14 protein-coding genes are annotated in these 17,247 nt (G+C 35.8%); 8 read left to right on the top strand and 6 right to left on the bottom strand.

The window, feature by feature from the left end; all coding sequences use genetic code 11:
• Positions 1 to 159 precede the first annotated feature (159 nt).
• A complete protein-coding gene (gene msrB / locus ACM03V_RS13200; RefSeq protein WP_414621243.1) occupies positions 160 to 654 on the top strand; it encodes a peptide-methionine (R)-S-oxide reductase MsrB in 495 nt (164 codons plus the stop codon).
• Positions 655 to 1,086: 432 nt separating this feature from the next.
• Here msrB and ACM03V_RS13205 read toward each other — a convergent pair whose 3' ends face one another.
• From ACM03V_RS13205 to ACM03V_RS13220, 4 genes are all read right to left on the bottom strand, one after another.
• On the bottom strand, positions 1,087 to 1,416 hold the full coding sequence (locus ACM03V_RS13205) for a hypothetical protein (protein WP_414621244.1): 330 nt from the start codon (positions 1,414 to 1,416) through the stop codon (positions 1,087 to 1,089).
• 88 nt (positions 1,417 to 1,504) lie between these two features.
• The gene (locus ACM03V_RS13210) at positions 1,505 to 3,463 is read right to left on the bottom strand and encodes a hypothetical protein (protein WP_414621245.1); all 1,959 of its coding nucleotides are present in this window, start codon (positions 3,461 to 3,463) and stop codon (positions 1,505 to 1,507) included.
• A 32-nt stretch (positions 3,464 to 3,495) separates the two neighbouring features.
• Positions 3,496 to 4,509: a hypothetical protein gene (locus ACM03V_RS13215; protein WP_414621246.1), complete on the bottom strand. Its 1,014-nt coding sequence runs from the start codon at positions 4,507 to 4,509 to the stop codon at positions 3,496 to 3,498.
• Positions 4,510 to 4,860: 351 nt separating this feature from the next.
• The gene (locus ACM03V_RS13220; RefSeq protein WP_414621247.1) at positions 4,861 to 5,835 is read right to left on the bottom strand and encodes a nucleoside hydrolase; all 975 of its coding nucleotides are present in this window, start codon (positions 5,833 to 5,835) and stop codon (positions 4,861 to 4,863) included.
• 234 nt (positions 5,836 to 6,069) lie between these two features.
• Between ACM03V_RS13220 and ACM03V_RS13225 the strand changes: the two genes are divergently transcribed.
• Positions 6,070 to 6,801 carry a class I SAM-dependent methyltransferase gene (locus ACM03V_RS13225; RefSeq protein ID WP_414621248.1) on the top strand — a complete coding sequence of 244 codons (732 nt, stop codon included), beginning with the start codon at positions 6,070 to 6,072 and terminating at the stop codon, positions 6,799 to 6,801.
• A 138-nt stretch (positions 6,802 to 6,939) separates the two neighbouring features.
• On the opposite strand, the gene ACM03V_RS13230 is transcribed toward ACM03V_RS13225, so the two are convergent.
• Positions 6,940 to 8,781, bottom strand: coding sequence for a tetratricopeptide repeat protein (locus tag ACM03V_RS13230; protein WP_414621249.1), 1,842 nt, complete (start codon positions 8,779 to 8,781; stop codon positions 6,940 to 6,942).
• Positions 8,782 to 9,443: 662 nt separating this feature from the next.
• On the opposite strand from ACM03V_RS13230, the gene ACM03V_RS13235 reads away from it, so the two are divergent.
• From ACM03V_RS13235 to ACM03V_RS13245, 3 genes are all read left to right on the top strand, one after another.
• Positions 9,444 to 10,964 (top strand): DEAD/DEAH box helicase, encoded by a 1,521-nt coding sequence (locus ACM03V_RS13235; protein ID WP_414621250.1) that lies wholly within the window; start codon positions 9,444 to 9,446, stop codon positions 10,962 to 10,964.
• A gap of 110 nt (positions 10,965 to 11,074) precedes the next feature.
• Entirely contained in the window at positions 11,075 to 11,272 is a 198-nt protein-coding gene (locus tag ACM03V_RS13240; RefSeq protein ID WP_414621251.1) for a hypothetical protein, read from the top strand.
• A gap of 98 nt (positions 11,273 to 11,370) precedes the next feature.
• On the top strand, positions 11,371 to 12,585 hold the full coding sequence (locus tag ACM03V_RS13245; RefSeq protein ID WP_414621252.1) for a DUF790 family protein: 1,215 nt from the start codon (positions 11,371 to 11,373) through the stop codon (positions 12,583 to 12,585).
• A 163-nt stretch (positions 12,586 to 12,748) separates the two neighbouring features.
• On the opposite strand, the gene ACM03V_RS13250 is transcribed toward ACM03V_RS13245, so the two are convergent.
• Positions 12,749 to 13,363, bottom strand: coding sequence for a pentapeptide repeat-containing protein (locus ACM03V_RS13250; protein ID WP_414621253.1), 615 nt, complete (start codon positions 13,361 to 13,363; stop codon positions 12,749 to 12,751).
• Positions 13,364 to 13,584: 221 nt separating this feature from the next.
• Between ACM03V_RS13250 and ACM03V_RS13255 the strand changes: the two genes are divergently transcribed.
• From ACM03V_RS13255 to ACM03V_RS13265, 3 genes are all read left to right on the top strand, one after another.
• Positions 13,585 to 15,411 carry a GAF domain-containing protein gene (locus tag ACM03V_RS13255; RefSeq protein WP_414621254.1) on the top strand — a complete coding sequence of 609 codons (1,827 nt, stop codon included), beginning with the start codon at positions 13,585 to 13,587 and terminating at the stop codon, positions 15,409 to 15,411.
• Positions 15,412 to 15,576: 165 nt separating this feature from the next.
• Positions 15,577 to 16,167 (top strand): fasciclin domain-containing protein, encoded by a 591-nt coding sequence (locus ACM03V_RS13260; RefSeq protein ID WP_414621255.1) that lies wholly within the window; start codon positions 15,577 to 15,579, stop codon positions 16,165 to 16,167.
• A 470-nt stretch (positions 16,168 to 16,637) separates the two neighbouring features.
• Positions 16,638 to 17,009 carry a hypothetical protein gene (locus ACM03V_RS13265; RefSeq protein WP_414621256.1) on the top strand — a complete coding sequence of 124 codons (372 nt, stop codon included), beginning with the start codon at positions 16,638 to 16,640 and terminating at the stop codon, positions 17,007 to 17,009.
• Positions 17,010 to 17,247 lie beyond the last annotated feature (238 nt).

Below are 17,247 nucleotides of genomic sequence, written 5' to 3' on the forward strand. Positions count from 1 at the left end.
CAAAAAACGTAGTTTTCTAAACATTTAATTTTCTCTCCCAACCCAACTTTCAAAAAAAGGGGTGCTTTGCATAATTCTTATCTGATTTTAATCATTTAATAAGCAAAGACTCAGCGATAGTGCTTACACTGGTAATAAGGTTAACTCTCAAAAAAAGTTATGAAAAGAAGATATTTTTTAGAAGCTGGAGGAGTAATATTAGGTACGGCATGGTTATCGCAATATTTAATTGGTAAGTCACAAGTTATAGCAACTGCTTCTAATGAGTTTGAAATTACTAAAACTGAAGAAGAATGGCGCGAAATTTTGACACCCGAACAGTTTTATGTATTGCGTAAACATGGAACCGAACGCGCTCGCAGCAGTTCCCTCGATAAACAATATGCTCAGGGTACTTATATATGTGCTGGCTGTGACTTACCGCTGTTTAAATCTGAAACTAAATTTAATAGCGGTACGGGTTGGCCGAGTTTTTATGCTTTCATTCCAGGGGCAATTGGTACATCGGCGGATAATTCGTTTTTAATGAGCCGTACTGAAGTTCATTGTCATCGCTGCGGCGGACATTTAGGTCATGTATTTAACGATGGCCCCAAACCTACTGGTAAGCGTTACTGTATGAATGGGGTGGCGTTGAAATTTATTGAAAGTTGAATGTATTAACATTTTGCCCCATTGTCGTTAAGCCTAAATACCCGTTTTAAAATCAATTGATGCGGCTAATAAACTAAGTAGGTTAAAACTGATATCTTGCACCATTCTCAATTAGCTTTCACAAACGCCTTGGAATAAATTCCCAGGCTCACATACGAAGTCGTCTAAAGACGACTGAATAATGCTTTTAGTGCGCTTTAGCGTAATTTTTATATTAACCTTGAAATCAATTTTAAGGCGGGAATTCGGGTTTAACGACAATGGTGCAAGATGTCAGTTAAAACGCACTCGATACCATGCTCAGTCTGATTTATCAGACTTTGTATATAAGCGTGGGAATTGATTCCAAGGCTGTGTTGAGAATGGTGCAAGATGTGAAATTAACTAAGCTACTTTAAAAGCGATCGCAAGCAAACAAACCAGGCTTACTTATTACTGCAAACCATCGTTAGGAAAATTAATAATTGGATTTGCTTCCTCTAATTGTTCGATTCTATTATTAACTATATTGTTCTTAAGAATACCTTCACGCTTATAACGTTCTGGATTAACTAAAATTTTTGTTTCTCTTTCTATCTTCCGTTTTCCTTCTTCAAAGAATCTCTCAGATGCTGTTGGTGAATACAAACCATTTAATAGAGATTGATTAGGCATTGGTGGATTACTTTCGGCTAAAGCTGTACCCATAGCGCCAATAATTACTGATGCAAAGGTTCCATAGATACAAAAGAAAGAAGCAAGTTGTAGAGTATTGATTTTCATGTTGTCCCTACCTAAAAAGGGATTGCTAACTATCTCTATTATAGACGTTTGATTTGTTCCCCGTTCCCCGCTCCCTGTTCCCTCCCAATCAAGCAATCAACAACCGCGCTCTATCGGCTTGCTCCTGCACCGTTTCTTTTAACCATTCGCTAATCGATTTACCTAATTTAATCGCAATTGTTGGATCTTTTGTTAATGTTTCGTAAATTTTCTGTTGCAATTCTGGTTTTTTCTTAACCGCTAAATCGTTGATTCTACTATCAGAAACAAATTTACGCACCCAACCGGGAATATCTGTTTCCTTAACCAATGACTCACCGGCGAAGTAAGCAACTATTCCGATAATGGGAGCAATAATTCCGGCAAATATTATTACGTGGAATAAACTGGCGATAACAACACCAACTATAATTGCAACAAGGTGTCCGACAAATACGGAAAGTCCGCTTAAATCGTCAAATGAAATGGATGTGGGAACTTTGCCGGTATGATCTCCCAAATCAATTGTTTTGCTACCAAAAGTGCCCAAAGGTAAACCATATTTACTACAGATAGAGTCAGTTTTTTCTCTAACTTCATCCTGCACATTTCCCAACCATGCTAATAAGCATTTAGTGACTTTACCATTACCTTCGCTTTCTGTAAGCCAACTTTTAGCTCGTTTTTCAATTTCCAATTCTAAAGCTTTTAACGTGATAATTTCTCGATTTCGCCAAGATTGAACGCAAGGTTTAACTACTTCTTCTACCAAACCGTTGGCTAATTCTTCTGATAATTTATCTAAAAATGCGGGAACGTGATTTCCAACAATTCCCGTCAATTCGTTATCTAAAAATTTACTAATTTCATCCATAAAACCGGATGTACGAATATACACTCTTCCCCAACGCGCCAATCCCCTGGCAATGCATAATTCGGGTTCGCCATCGCGTTTACAAGGTAATTTAGGAAATATTTCTTGAGACATTTCCAAAACAAAACCCATTTTGGAAGCGCTACCAGTTAATAGAATTGCACTTGGTATAATATTTTGTTCGTCTAATTTGCCTTTGACTACTTTTAACTGACTTCCAAAATCATCGCGCCAGCTTTTATTATCTAATTGCTGTAAAGGTTGATTGAGAATTTCGTTAATTATTTTCCCGTTTACTAAAGGTGAAAATTTGAACTTGCGCTGAATATCTTCGCTACCAACGTTAACAAAATCATCTTGATAGCTATCTTGATAATTAAAATATTCTTCTTTCGCTTTACGACAGCGAAGCTCGCAACGATTTCGATATATAGGACTTTGTTTGAGAATTGTTTCTAATTTATCGATTTCTTCTAAAGTCCAAATTTCTTCTTCGTTAAGGTATTTTTCTAAATGTACAATATCTTGGCGTTTCTCTCGATATTGTCTGTGTAATTCTAGAGTTTTCTTAAGAATTTCTTTCTCAATTAAAGAAGCACCTAAATCATGACCAAAATCAATGGGAGTATCTGCCATCCCCTTAACTAAGGTATAATCAGTTGTGGAAGAACCGATATCAATGACTAATACAGATTTTTCTAATTCTTGAATTGTAAAAATACCGCTTTCTTTGGCGTGCATTAAAGCAGCCCGTGACTCTTTTACCACCGTCGCATTCGGTACGGTTTCAGAAAGTATTTGTTTGTAGCTTTGAATTTCTTCTATCCACCATCCCGATGGGCAACCGATAAAAAAGTAATTTGTATCTGAAGTTTGAATTTGATTTGTGTCAATTAAATGTTGATAAATCGCGTTGACAAATTCTTCAATCGTCTTCTGATAAGATAAATCCTGAAATTTTCTAGTTTTAAAAGCGATTTCCAAAAGAGTTGCATCTGCAAGCTGACAAGCCATTTCACCGATGATGATTCCCCGCTGGGGATGATGCGCTATCGCAGTTATTTGGCTTTTACGGTTATTGATTAATAAACTTTGAGGATTTGTTTCTTGATTATCCGCACGTACCCAAGTTAGCGCTGTTTCTCCGTGCCCTAAATCAAAGCCAATTATTCTAGTGTTATGGTAATCTTGCATTTGCTTATATTATCTCCTAATTCTTTATACTATTAATTAGATGCAGGTTCAATAACGCTTCCCGGTAACAGCACTTTTTCATCTTTAACAAAAGCGTGTTTTAGCGTGACGTAATCGGTAATATTTGGATCGATACTTGGTTCAAAATAGAACATATCCCAAGCTTTATTTGCTTCTAAAGAAGGTTGATAAACTTTAGCTTCAATTCCATAATTTCTTAAAATTGTGATTGCTTGTTCGATGCGTCTGCGTACAGAAATTGGTAGTTGAGTTTCTTCATCAAGCGCATCAGCCATTAATTCTTGGAGATATTCTAATAAGTCCAAATTATTTTCTAAATTAGGTTGCGATGATTTTTCTTCTTTTGTACCGTAACCTAAAACTGTTTGGTCAATTGATTGAAAATTTTGGTATAAATAATTGAGTAATTTATTGGTATCTATAGATATTTTAGGTTGATTTTGAATAACAACTTCGGGCAAATTAGAACCTGCACCAGGTAATTGCTTCTGTTTAACAACCTGACTAAACACACCTCCGGAGATTAAACCGATTCCTGCTCCCACCAAACCCCAAGTGATTCCTCCTTCCAAAGTTCCCGCTATACCTGCTGCGAGTAAACTACTAACTATAACGCGACTTTTTTGTAAAGGTTGTAATAATATCTGTTTATAATAATTAGGTGATGTCCAATTTTGAATATTTTTTTGAGTTTGAATAGCGTTATTCAAAGGTGATAAAATATTTTTATTCAACTCTGCTTGCATTTCGGAAATATCAAAAGATTTTTCAGGAATATCTACCTTTAAATCTTGTAATTCAACCGAAGCTAATATCTGAATATTTTCTTTCATCCCCTCCAACATATTTCTAGCCAAACGTGCTTGTGGTGGAGTTAATTCTTTGATATATTCGCCATTAAGATCGGTAAGCTGGTTAATTTCATCTCTAACTATCTTAACTACTTCCTCAACCGTATTTGTAGCATCTAGATTAGACTTGAGTTTTTCCTTGATTTTCTGATAATGCGATGCAAGAGTTTTCATAATTAGATATACATAACTTTTAAGACTGAATTATAGAATAACCAAGTTAAACCAAACTAAATTTTCTCACTTTCTTAATTTATTCCGCAACGAAGCATTTTTACATCATCCTATAGTATATTTAGTGCCAGCTATTTCCTACCCTTAAAGGCAGATTAATTATTTTAGTTTTTACTTAAGTCAAACACTTATATTTTTACTTACGATATCCGTAGAAGTAAAGTTTTATTAGATACAGTTAAGTAAATATTTTATTTTAACGCAGAGCCACGCAAAGGTAAGCGCGGAGGAGCGCAGAGTTTTCTATAAACCTCTGTGCCCCTTTGCGTAAACCTTCGCGCTCCTTTGCGTTTAAAAATGATACTTCATACACAAAAAGTTTAAATCCTCAAGTAAACTAGCTAATAAACCGACTTTATCAACCTGCAAAGCAACCCAAGCATTAGCATCACTTTTAGCTTGAAATCTCTCATCAAAAAGAGTTTTTCCTTGAGTATAATTTCCTAGAGTTTCAACCTCTACTTTTGCACGACGGAAGAGTAAAGTATCTGGATAAAAAAGATAAGCTACGGCAGCACCATCATGAACCAAAAAACCTTTTTTCCCTTTTGTTTGGCGGTAGCGTAAATTAGTTTCTGTCATAAAGTTGCATAAATCAGATATAAATTGAGTTAAATTACTTTCAGAATTACGAACAATATCTTCAGCCATTTCAGGGGTAAAAATTAATTGTTCGGTAATATCTAATGGTAAAACAACTATATTATCGCAGCTAGCAAATACTTTTTCTGCGGCTTCCGGATTATAAAAAATATTAAATTCAGCATGAGGAGTAATGTTTCCTGGAACTTTGAAAGCACCTCCCATGATGACAATTTCTTTAGCTTTTTTCAAAATACCGGGGCTTTTAGTTTCAGCAGCAGCTAAATTTGTTAAAGGTGCAACTGCAATGATGGTAATTTCTTCAGGATAAGCATTAAGTTTATCTATAATTAAGTCATCGGCATAAACAGCACTATCAAAATCATGTTTAGCTTTGGGTAAATTATCAGAAATATTACCCATACCATCCATTCCGTGAATATAAGCAGCATCGGCAACTTGAGACTTTTTTACCGTTACTCCTCGTGCTAATTCTACTTCTTCAAAGCCTCCCACACTCAAAACTTTACTAGCATTAATAAAAGTTTGTTGAGAATCGACATTACCTTCAGCGGTAGTAACTGCGATTAATTCAGCCTTACCTTGTTTTGCTAAACTTTGCAGCCATAATAAAGCAAATGTATCATCACCACCGGGGTCAGTGTCGAAAATTATCTTAGTCATTTGGATTTTAACAACGGATGCGTTTGGTTTGTTTTGGATTTTGGATTGTTTTATTTTTGAAAAAGGTGACAGTGTTTAGATTTTAAATTGTATATTTTCAATATTAGGTCAAAGATGATATTTATATTTATAAGGGTTATAAGTAAGTCGGCGGGAAAGCATTACCTCTAATGTAACTAGAAGCGACAATGTTAATCCCGAGCTGGTATAAAAAATCTATTGAGGAAAGATTGAATGTCTACGCAATATGACAACGTTGGTGTTAATTACGAGGATTTCAAAGCTCAAGGGAAATTACCAATAATCGAAAAATATACGTTTTTTAAGTTGCTTGGGAATATTCAAGGAAAACATATTTTAGATTTGGCATGTGGTAGTGGCTTTTATAGTAGGTTACTTAAGCAAGAAGGAGCAGCAAAGGTAATTGGTATCGATATTTCAAAAGAAATGGTAAAAGTCGCCCGCTCTAAAGAAAATAATAATCCTGTCGGTAATGAATATCAAGTTTTTGATGTTGCAACAATGCCACATCTTGGCGATTTTGATTTAGCAACCGCTGTTTATCTGCTCAATTACGCACAAAACAAAGAAATTTTAATCAAGATGCTAAGTAACATCCATCGCAACCTTGTAGATAAAGGACGTTTTATTACCATAACAGCTAATCCAGGTTTTTTTATAAACAAATCTGACTTGTCAAAATACGGGCTTAAAGTAGTTAAACAAGAAGCTTTTAGCGAGGGTTATAATTGTGAAATTGAATTTTTGACTGATTCACCTTTCAATATTAATGTTTTTCAACTCCATCAATCTATCTATGAATCGGCTATTAAAGAAGCCGGGTTTAAGAATTTTTCCTGGCATAATATGGAAATTCCTCCAGAAGCCATAAAAGAATATGGAGAAGATTACTGGCAAGATTTCTTAGAAAATCCTTGCATGATTGCTCTAAGTTGCTCTAATTGAATTTAAGAGCGAAAATTATTTAGCATTTGTGAGTTTTTTTTACTAAGTTAAATGGTGCGTTACGATTATTCAAATTGATAACCTCGAACAAATTAAATTTATTTCGTAACACACCTTACAATCATTACCAATCCCCAATTAAGAATTATTCCGATATTCTTCTATCAATTCGGGAATATGATCGAAACCATCTACGCCAATAAAAGAAATCATCTTAGAACGATTTTTTACTAATGATTCTTTAAAACCTTCTTCTCCCAATTGATTTTGTAAAATTGATAGCAATCTCGCTGGCTTATGCCATTCTCGCGATGCTATTTGATTGAGTATATACATTCCTAATGAAGCTGTATAAATTGCTCTTTCAAAATTGGCTAAACTATAATTCGCTTCGGCTAAATTAGTTAAATTTAAACCTTGTAAATACAAATCTCCTGAAGTTTGCGCTGTCTTAAATCCTTCTTCTAAATGTTTGATCGCTTTTGAAGCTTCTTGGGTAACTATATAAGCAACACCCAAACTACTCAAACATAAACCTTTACTTTGCAAATCGCCCAATTTCTCCGATAAACTCAAACCTTGTTGCAGATAATTTATCGCCATTTCATAATCTGCTTCTGCTTCCGATTCTTGAGCCTGCATGACTTCGCTATAACCTAAATTCGCTAAAGCATTGGCTTCAGAAATTTTATCTCCTGCTTGTCTGCTTAATATTAATGCTCGTTGGGAATTATTTATGGCTTCGGTGTAATTTTTTTGGTCAACATAAGTACGGCTAAGATGATTTAAGTTAGCAATCTCACAAGCTTTATCTTCTGCATTACGAGCTATTTCTAAAGCTTGCTGATGAAATTTAACCGAACTTTGATATTGTCCTAACGCTCTTTGAGAATAACCCAAAATTGTCAAAATTCTGGCTTTTTCTTGAGTTCCTTCAACTCTTTGCAAAGGTTCATCCAAATAGGAAAGTGCATCTTTTAAATAATTACCTGAAAAAGAAGCGAAGATGCCACCATATAAGGGAAAATACGGTCTTTGAGAAAAGTTACGCAGTATTTGTAACACTATCTGCCAAGCTGCACTGCCATAGGAAGTATCCGCACCAAAACCGTTTCCTAATTGACTCCAAATCACAGAAAAGGTTAAAAAAGTTGAAATTGATAAGTTAGAACCGGCTTTAACATTGTAAGCTTGTTGATCGAACCAGTTAACTAAACCTCGCTGCAAAAATTGCAAACTTAACGTCAATTCAACCCAATCGCTAAGACTAATACTGCGATTACCTTGAGCAAATTCTACAGGAGATTCTTGTTTGGCTAAAGTACTAAATAACCCTTTGCTAAACTCCCCATCAACTTGTTTTCCCCAGGTTGCCCAGGGACCATTTTCGACCGCTACTCCACCAAATCCAATTGATGCGCGATTTTGTTCGTACATCCAGCTGATCAAATGCTGTTGCAATTTCCCCCAAGAACTAATTCCGCGAGTTATTCCTTGAGCAAATTCTTCCAAATAATCTAACTTAAAAGTCTCGGCATTTTTTTGTAACGATTTTGCTAGCTGCTGGAGTTGTTTTTGATTTAAAGGATGCTTGCGATTTGGATCGGTAACGCGCAAAAATATCGCCAGACGTTCGTTTTCTGGTGCTGTTGTAATCTCTCTGGCAGCAGATAAAATTGATTCTGTAGCTTTATTTTGTTCTTCTACTTGTTTCCATTGCGTCTGAATTGTCTTTAATGCTCTCAAACTACGGGTAGCTTTTGCTTTTTTAAATTCATCAGTTTGAGCATCAACTTGAAAAGTTGTTGAATCTAAATGTTCGCTCAAAACTAACTCAAATACTTCTCCCGTTCCCACGGTAACACCCTTGAGCAGCATTTGATACACTTGTCCCTGCGAGCTTATTTTGCCCTTAAGAGTAGCTTGGACAATTTCATCGATTAAAGCCAGGTATTTATCCCGTAATGACAATTCAGACACTTTAGTAATAATTATAATGAATTTGTTTATTAATTCTAATTGTAATGGGGAGTAGGGAATAGCGAGTAGGAAGTAGGAAAAATATTTTTAGCAATTAATTTTATTCACTCTCCAAGGTTTACTTAGGTAGAGTACTAGTATGGGTTTAACTATAAAGTGTTAAGTTATGTAGAGTGTATTAGATACAATATCGTAACTCATCAAATTATTACCTGATTTATGCGTTACTAATTATGCTAGCACGTCAATAATAGCTAAATAATTTGTGAAAATTTATAAATCCGGTTTTTTTTCAACACTGGGTTTCTCAATAGTTGAAATTATTGCAATTGAATATAGTTTCGAGGTTAGCTTGACGGCGCACTTTAATAGATTATTAATCGATGTCAGAATCAATCGCAGCTTATGATCGGATGTTGGGTTACGACACGATTAACATAATTGGTTACAAATGAAATTTCTTAAACGTGTCTAACCCAACCTACAGTGGATTAAGTATTTAAGATTTATTATTAGTTAGATAAAAAACATTCTTTATTCTATATATCTGTAATATCTCTGAAATAATCGCCAATTTTTGGAGTTTAATTTTGGTTTTGGTGACTAATTATGCACCGTTATGAGGTATTAGTAAAAGTATATAAGAGTTGGGTAAACTCTAAATGGCTCGCATACCAAAGCTAACATTTAATCGCGGTACCTTAATTTTACATCCACCTCCACGGGGTAAGGCATGGATGGATTTTGCCACGTGGGACGATCGCGTAGAAAAATTCCGCATCAAAGCGATTGAATACCGTCGTTTGGTGGAAGCTTTGCAAGCTGAAAAAACGGATTTTGTTGATGAGGCTAAGGAATTTTATCCTGTAGAAATGATACCGGGTTTGGTGATGGAACCTTATCCCCATCAAAGTGAAGCTTTAAAGGCTTGGAAGTTAGCGAAAAGACAAGGTGTTGTGGTGCTTCCTACCGCAGCCGGAAAAACTTATTTAGCTCAGTTGGCGATGGAATCTACCCCACGCACGACGTTGATTGTGGTACCAACTTTAGATTTAATGCATCAATGGTACGCTCATTTAGAAGCCGCTTTTCCCGACGTGCAAATCGGTTTACTCGGTGGCGGCTCCAAAGATAGAACACCTATACTAGTTTCAACTTATGATAGTGCTGCGATTCATGCAGAAACGTTAGGAAATCAATATGCGCTGATAATTTTTGACGAGTGTCATCATTTACCAACCGATTTTAATAAAGTTATTGCCGAATTTGCGATCGCACCTTATCGTTTGGGGCTTAGTGCAACACCAGAGCGCACTGACGGCAAACACGCCGATTTAAACTATCTTATTGGTAGGGAAGTTTATCGTAAAAGAGCCGAAGATTTAGCTGGGAAAGCTTTAGCCGAGCATGAAATCGTTCAAATCAAAGTTAAATTATCTAAGATAGAGCGGGAAAAATACAGCGAATTGATGCAAACCCGCAATGATTTTTTAAAAGATTCTAAAATCTCCTTGGGAAGCATTCAAGGTTGGCAGAGATTTGTGCAGATGAGCGCTAAATCTCAATCTGGAAGACGTGCCATGTTAGCTCATCGCGAAGCCAAAGAAATCGCTTTGGGTACCGATGGAAAAATCAGAATTTTAGCGGATTTATTAGCAAAACATTATCCAGAGAGAGTATTAATTTTTACCGCCGACAACGCCACAGTTTATCGAATTTCCAACGAGTTTTTGATTCCCGCAATTACCCATCAAACCCCCGTAAAGGAAAGACACGCGATACTGACTAAATTTAAAGAAGGTGAATATAAATCTCTGGTAGCCTCTCATGTATTGAACGAAGGTGTAGACGTACCAGCAGCCAGCATCGCCATTATATTATCAGGTACGGGTTCGGCGCGGGAATATATTCAAAGATTGGGAAGAGTTTTGAGAAAAGGTAATAGGAAGAACAAACACGCTATTTTATACGAAGTTATTGCGGAAGATACTAGTGAAGAGAGAACATCAGAAAGGCGCAGAGGAGTTGATACGCAGAGTCGCAATGAGCGCAGAGATGGTACCGGGAATGTAAGGGTGATGTATGGAGGTGGAGGAAAAAGTTATAAAGCAGCAGAGAAATCTGATGGTAAATATAAGACTCGGAATAAGCAGATGAATATTTGGGAAGAGGATGAAGATTAGATGGGGAGAGGGGGAGACAAGGGGAAATTAATTCTTAACTCATAACTATTACCAATTACCAATGCCCAATTCACAATTCCCAATTACCAACTTTATCTAAAAAAAACATTATGAACAAAAAACAAGAATTACATCAGGATTTACGCTCAGTTTTCGATCAATTACAAAAGTTTAGAAAAAGTCATCCAAATGCTTGGAGAGTTATCAATAAGCATCTGACTAAAAATGGTAGCACTACCCTTACCGATGCAGATGCAGCACTTTTTTATGCATTAGAAATTATTGAAGAGACAGACTTTGAAATTTGAGACAAGGTGATGGGGAGATGGGGAGATGGGGAGTAGAAACCAATTACCAATTCCTCACTGATAACTGCTCACTGATAACTGATAACTGTTAACTGAAAATGTTGCCAACAGATTTACTAATGTTTCGTCAAAATGGCGAACAAATTATTCCGAAGCGTTTGAGTATTGATAAATTCCATTTAAAGTTAGCAGTTGAATTAATTGATTGCTATAAAAAAGCCGTTGGTCAACGATACGGTGAACTTGAACGTCGGCTGGCTGAAATGGAAGGTGATAATACCGATTATAAGATAAAACGGGGTTTGGCTTATATTTTAAAAAGCAGTTTTTCTACTTTTGAAATTGTCAGTCCTTTGGAACCTCCGATGTTACGTGAAAGGGTGTTCGCAAGTGCTGCAAAATCTGTTGCTAGCCGCGATACTGCTAAGTTTACTTTGAGAAAAGTTGCTGATGAATTAAGTCACGAACTTGATAGGGAAGTTTTATCGGAACAAGTTAGCAAGGGTTTGTATGCTGACTTAACAGAAAATAAAATTTTAACGGCTTTTGATGCTCCGACACCGGAAGCTTTATTACATAGATATAATCTTTCGCAGGTTCAAGGTATTTTCTATAAAGCCAGTCAATTGATCATAAATGCTCACCGCAATACTCCCGGTGAATATAAGATTTTATTTCGTTATCTTAAATTGTTTCAATTGATGTCGTATATCGAAGGAGATGCCGACCACGGGTTTACAATTACTGTTGATGGCCCTACCAGTTTGTTTAATCCTAGTACCCGATATGGACTGGCGATCGCCAAGTTAATCCCGGCTTTACTTCACGTCACGAGATGGAGTTTAGCAGCAACTTTACAAGTCAAAGATTTTTATTCTGGTAACTGGAAAACCGGACGTTTTACGCTTAATTCTGAATGCAGTTTGGTGTCTCACTATCCACCAGCAAAAGAATACGATAGTATGTTAGAAGCATCTTTTGTGAATAAATGGAATTCCGCAAAAACCGAATGGGTATTAGAGCGCGAAGTTGATTTAATTCCGATTCCCGGTAGCGTAATGATTCCCGATTTTCGCTTAGTTCATCCCGACGGTAGAACCTATTTATTAGAAATAGTTGGATACTGGCGACCAGAATATTTACAAAAGAAATTTTATCAGGTAAGAACAGCCGAACGCAACGATTTAATTTTAGCAATTTCCGAGCGTTTAAACTTAGATAAAGCCGGAGTAAAACTAGATAATGTCCCCGCGAAAATAGTTTGGTTTAAAGATAAGTTGTTACCGAAATCTGTTTTGGAAGTTTTGGATTGAAACTTGGGCATGGGTAATTAGGAAAAATATAAATACCTGGCGAATAGAATTCACGGCTACACAAGCAAAGTCCACCTCCGTGGACTATTTATTAACCCACGGAGGTGGGTTTTGTTTGTGTAGAAGCGGTTTCAACCGCCGGATTCCTCCCCCACTACTCCCTTCAATAAACGCTCCCATCAGGCATCACAGCACCTGTCAAAACAGCCCGATTCAAATTTGCTCCTTTTAAATTAGCTCCTTTTAAATTAGCTTCTACCAAAGAAGCTCCTTCTAAATTCACTCCGCTTAAGTCTGCTTGCGTCAAATCCGCATTGATTAAATTGGCTTGCTGTAAATTAGCTTGCTGTAAAATCGCTTGACTCAAATTGGCTTCTCGCAAAAATGCCCTTCGTAAGATAGCCTGACTCAAATTCGCTTTTTGCAACTGAGCTTTCCTTAATGAAGCTTGATATAGCAAAGCTTCGCTGAGATTTACTTCTCTCAAATCGGCTTTTGTTAAAACAGCTTGACTCAAATTCGCTAACTGCATCGAAGCTCTCCATAAAATAGCCTGCTCTAAAAAAGCCTTCGTTAAATCGGTTTCAGCCAATAATGCTTGACTTAAATTAATACCTTTAAGATTAGCTTTAGTTAAAATCGCTTGAGAAAAATCGGTTGAAGATAAGTTTACTTGACAAAGAGTTATTTGAGACAAATCAATTTTTCTAAAATCTCTTTTTCCCGATATATATAGCCTCAAAATTTCCTCTTTTTCCATCACCTCTGTTACGAACATTTTTTTTGACAAGAGTGCCTTTTTTGTTTGCGTTCATAAAACTTAACATGATAGTTTAAGCACAAATCCTTAGTTAAGCATTTGTTAATGATTGGCTTCGGTCTAAATTGTTCAGAATTAGCAATAAAAAATAATAAATTGTTACGATAAATGTTAAGATAGTGAAGAAAATATTAATTTTTCAAACAAATTGTAATAATAGATTGTGGATTGAGTGTTTTTTGTTTAAACCTATCTCAGAAGCCCACAAAAAGAAATTTGCTTCTCTTGTCGAGCGGGAACGATTGTTGGGAGCAATTGCCCTGCGAATTCGGCAATCGTTGGATTTAGATTCTATAATTCACCAAACTGTAGAAGAAGTTAGATTATTTCTGCAAACCGATAGGGTGTTAGTTTATCGGTTTGAAGCAGATTGGAGTGGACTTATGATTGCTGAATCGGCTCTTGCTCCTTATGCAGCCGTAATTGGTTCCAAAATTGATGATTCTTGTATTACCGAGCAACACATAGAACAATACAGACAAGGGCAAGTTCAAGTAATAGAAGATATTGAAGATGCGGAATTGACTTTATGCTACGCAAATTTTCTAAATAATTTTGATGTAAAAGCGAATTTAGTAGTGCCTATTATTGCAGAGGAAAAGTTATGGGGACTTTTAATTGTTCAACATTGTAAATGTTCTCGTAAATGGGAATCATCGGAAATTGAATTGCTCAAACTGTTAGCGAATCATGTTGGAATCGCAGTTCAACAAGCCGAACTTTATCAGCAAGTGCAGAGTCTTAATATATATTTAGAACGGAAGGTTAAAAGTCGTACTGCTAAATTAGAAAAAGCTGTTCAGTTTGAAGCGTTAATAAGACGAGTTACTGAGAAAGTTCGAGATAGTTTAGATGAAGCTCAGATATTACAGAAAGTAACCCAAGAATTGGGAGAAATTCTAGATATCGAACGCTGCAAAATTGAACTTTACGATAATTCTCAAACATTAGCAACTATTGTTTATGAATATACAGCAACACAGCCCATTTACCGGGAAATAACCAAACAAGTAGCAGATTACCCCGAACTTTACGAACAGCTTTTACAAAAACAATCTCTTCAGTTTGTAGAAATAATTCCTCAACTGAATACTAGTAAAAAGCCAGTAAATCGACTGGTTTGTCCGATATTTGACGATAAAGGTATATTAGGTAATCTCTGGTTACTTAAAGTTAACGAAAAAGTATTCGATGAATTAGAAATTAATTTAGTCGAACAAGTAGCCACTCAATGCGCGATCGCGATTCGTCAAGCGCGACTTTATCAGAAGTCTCAAGCTCAAGTTAAGGAACTGGAAAAATTAAATACTCTCAAAGATGATTTTCTGAAAAGCATTTCTCACGAACTGCGTACTCCAATGACTAGTATATTACTAGCTTCGCAAACTTTAGAGAAATTAATAGAAACTCAAGGAATAAGAGGTCTTAAAAGCGAGCAATTCCAGCGCGTATTCCAGATTTTTAAAGGTTCTTGTCAGCAACAAAATAAATCAGTGAATGATTTACTGACACTTTGTTATCTTGATGCTGATAACGCCACTTTAGTTCCTGAATTGATCGATTTACACAGGTTTATTCCTCAAATAGTAGAACCTTTTAAGGAGCAAGCTGAAAGACAAAACCAGCACTTAATTATTAATATTCCTGAAGAAATATCTCCATTACAGTCAGATGTTGCTCTTTTAGAAAGGGTAATTAACGAACTAATTACTAATGCCTGTAAATACACTCCAGCGGACGAAACAATTAGTATAACTGCTGAAGAGAAAGATAACAAACTTTATCTCAATGTTATTAATTCGGGAATAGAAATACCTTTAGAAGAACAAGAATCGATTTTTGAAAAATTTTATCGAATTCCCTCTCACGACCCCTGGAAGCACGGAGGGACTGGGATTGGATTAGCTTTAGTAAAGAAGCTAGCAACACTCTTAAATGCGACGATTCAACTAAATAGTCAATCGGGACAAACCACTTTTACAATTGAATTTGACATTGAAGTTTAGCAATCAGATTAAGACCTATTTTTATTTCGTTAAATATTTTTCAAGCACCTATTCTATCGAAAGTATTATTCCTCTAAGGGGATACAAGCTCTAAAAATCTTTACTAACATAAGAGGTAAGTTACATTTCGTAACGAATCGCAATCATTAGTAATCATTCCAAATTATGAATATTAACAAATTAACTCAACTGTTTACAAAACTTGCTCTAGTTACTGGTGTTGTAGGCATGAGCGCTTTTGCCACAGCCCCAGCTAGAGCCGAGAGTTACGGTAATATGGGCAATATGCAAAATATGCAAATGTCAGCTAGCAACAAAAATCTTGTTGAAGTTGCAGTAGCTAGTGATTCCTTCGATACACTTGTGAAAGCCGTTCAAGCAGCGGGTTTAGCAGATACACTTGCCAATGGTTCTTATACAGTTTTTGCTCCTACCGATGAAGCGTTTGAACAATCTTTACCAGAAGGAGCAGTAGCATTCCTACTCCAACCAGAAAATAAAGACTTGTTACGTCAAGTTCTTTCTTATCACGTAACATCAGGTAAAGTAACATCTAACCAATTACAAACGGGTACTGTAGATATGCTTTACGGTGGAGTTGCAGTGCGCGTAGCTCCCGGAAAAGTAATTGTGAATAATGCAAGTGTAACCAATGCAAATATTGCAGCTAGCAATGGAGTAATTCACGCAGTTAATCGGGTACTACTTCCCCAAGAACTACGTGAAACCATCGCTTCTAGACTTGCAATGCAATAATAAATAAAATTTTGGCTATAGCTCCCTTGTTATATTTATTTGTAATATTTATTAAAGATATTAAATAGTCCCAGAATAGGGAACAGAGCAAGAAGATAGTGTTAGTAAATAATGCGAGCAATAAAGCCGATAATTCTTGTGTAGCAGCTATTTTAGCGTTTCACGTAAAGCTCTCAGCATACCAAGTATGGCTATAACCAAAATTTTTAAATACGAGTAAATAGCAAAAGGTCAGAAGATGTTAACCATTTTTTGACCTTTTACTCATTTTATTTGAGTAATAATTTAATAAATATAAAATAATGTTAACAATTGCGAATAAATCAAGAATTTGAGATCGGCAAGCAAATAAGAACCTGATAAAATACGTATATTGACTAAGGTTTTTCAGAATAGAGTCGCATATAATAATGGCGACTGAATATTTTATAAGTAAATTATTGCAGACATATAATGGAGTGTGGATAAGAATGTTAAGAATTAATTTATTAGCTGTTTTGGGAATAGCAGCAACTGTCGCAAGTATTGCCAATCCTGTCAGCGCCCAGTCTAATGGAAAAGGTTACACTTTATCCGGTGACTCGTTAACTGGAATCAACGAAAGAACAGCTAACCAAGATTTCTCCATCTTTTTTAATGCTCAACCTTCCAGCCCAATCCCGGTTAATAATGTAGAGCAAAATACATTTACCAACACGGATTACAGGAAAACTAGAGAGCCAGTTCAAATTAACAATACACCCGTTTATTTAGAACCTGGGCAACAAACCCTTAACGGTAATGATGGATTGCAGGTGCAGTTTGATTTGACTAATACCGAGAAACGGAAAAATGTGAAATGAAGATGAAAATATTGTAGAAAGCATTTTTCTCAAACATACTTTTATAACTATTTTTCCCAGGTAAATTTTGTTACTTGAATAACAACAATTAAACCCGTGAAAACGGGTTTTAATTTAATTGAATTTGATTTCGTTTCTGTTTGCTATAAACAATTACGTTTTATAACTCCTAACTCCTAACTTTTTCTAATTTCCAATTCCGACACACTTTCAAGTAAAATTATCTCTTGAGAGAAAG

Source organism: Calothrix sp. CCY 0018 (assembly GCF_963920925.1).
Classification (GTDB): domain Bacteria; phylum Cyanobacteriota; class Cyanobacteriia; order Cyanobacteriales; family Nostocaceae; genus Rivularia.

What these genes read in the sequence shown, in the direction of transcription:
- msrB (WP_414621243.1), top strand. Translation starts at nt 160, where the DNA reads ATGAAAAGAAGATATTTTTTAGAAGCTGGAGGAGTAATATTAGGTACG.
- ACM03V_RS13205 (WP_414621244.1), bottom strand. Translation starts at nt 1,416, where the DNA reads ATGAAAATCAATACTCTACAACTTGCTTCTTTCTTTTGTATCTATGGA.
- ACM03V_RS13210 (WP_414621245.1), bottom strand. Translation starts at nt 3,463, where the DNA reads ATGCAAGATTACCATAACACTAGAATAATTGGCTTTGATTTAGGGCAC.
- ACM03V_RS13215 (WP_414621246.1), bottom strand. Translation starts at nt 4,509, where the DNA reads ATGAAAACTCTTGCATCGCATTATCAGAAAATCAAGGAAAAACTCAAG.
- ACM03V_RS13220 (WP_414621247.1), bottom strand. Translation starts at nt 5,835, where the DNA reads ATGACTAAGATAATTTTCGACACTGACCCCGGTGGTGATGATACATTT.
- ACM03V_RS13225 (WP_414621248.1), top strand. Translation starts at nt 6,070, where the DNA reads ATGTCTACGCAATATGACAACGTTGGTGTTAATTACGAGGATTTCAAA.
- ACM03V_RS13235 (WP_414621250.1), top strand. Translation starts at nt 9,444, where the DNA reads ATGGCTCGCATACCAAAGCTAACATTTAATCGCGGTACCTTAATTTTA.
- ACM03V_RS13240 (WP_414621251.1), top strand. Translation starts at nt 11,075, where the DNA reads ATGAACAAAAAACAAGAATTACATCAGGATTTACGCTCAGTTTTCGAT.
- ACM03V_RS13245 (WP_414621252.1), top strand. Translation starts at nt 11,371, where the DNA reads ATGTTGCCAACAGATTTACTAATGTTTCGTCAAAATGGCGAACAAATT.
- ACM03V_RS13250 (WP_414621253.1), bottom strand. Translation starts at nt 13,363, where the DNA reads ATGTTCGTAACAGAGGTGATGGAAAAAGAGGAAATTTTGAGGCTATAT.
- ACM03V_RS13260 (WP_414621255.1), top strand. Translation starts at nt 15,577, where the DNA reads ATGAATATTAACAAATTAACTCAACTGTTTACAAAACTTGCTCTAGTT.
- ACM03V_RS13265 (WP_414621256.1), top strand. Translation starts at nt 16,638, where the DNA reads ATGTTAAGAATTAATTTATTAGCTGTTTTGGGAATAGCAGCAACTGTC.